Genomic DNA, 625 nt, shown 5'->3' with positions numbered 1-625 from the left:
GGCCTCGCCGACGCCGCGGCCGCCGGAGACCACGATCGCGGCCTCGGTCAGCTCGGGGCGGCCGGAGGAGACGCGCGGGGTGCGCGAGGTGACCTTGGCCGCGTTGCCGGTGAACTCCACCGACACGTTCTCCACCGCGCCGGCGGCCGCGGCCGCCTCGGGGGCGACGGCGTTCGGCTTGACCGTGATGACCGGCGCGCCCTTGGTGACCTTGGACTTCACCTGGAACGAGGCGGCGAACACCGACTGGGTGGCGACCGGACCGCCGTCGCCGGCCTCCAGGTCGATGGCGTCGGTGATGATGCCGGAGCCGATCCGCAGGGCGACACGGGCGGCGACCTCCTTGCCCTCGCCGGAGGAGGTGACCCGCGCCGAGGACGACGGCGGACGGCTCGCCGATGCGGCGGGCCAGGGTCAGCAGCTCCAGGGCCGGCTTACGGACCACACCGTCGGCGTGGTCCACCAGAACCAGGATTTCAGCCATGATTCGTTGCTCCTGATCGATCGTTGGATGCGCGAACGGGTGGGACTAGATGAACTTCTGGTCGGCGAGGTAGGCCGCGAGCTGCTTGCCGCCCTCACCCTCGTCCTTGACGACCGTGCCCGCGGTACGCGCCGGACGCGC

At 72.0% G+C, this 625-nt stretch carries 2 pseudogenes; both read right to left on the bottom strand.

The features are described from left to right. Positions 1-484: pseudogene (locus tag IH61_RS45455) on the bottom strand (electron transfer flavoprotein subunit alpha/FixB family protein); the annotation flags it as partial. A gap of 45 nt (positions 485-529) precedes the next feature. Then, positions 530-625, bottom strand: a pseudogene (locus tag IH61_RS46655) (electron transfer flavoprotein subunit beta); the annotation flags it as partial.

Source organism: Streptomyces sp. NRRL WC-3742 (genome assembly GCF_000720635.1).
GTDB lineage: Bacteria > Actinomycetota > Actinomycetes > Streptomycetales > Streptomycetaceae > Kitasatospora.
The sequence above is the reverse complement of the archived record's forward strand: the minus strand, read 5'-3'. Positions and strand labels throughout refer to the sequence as shown.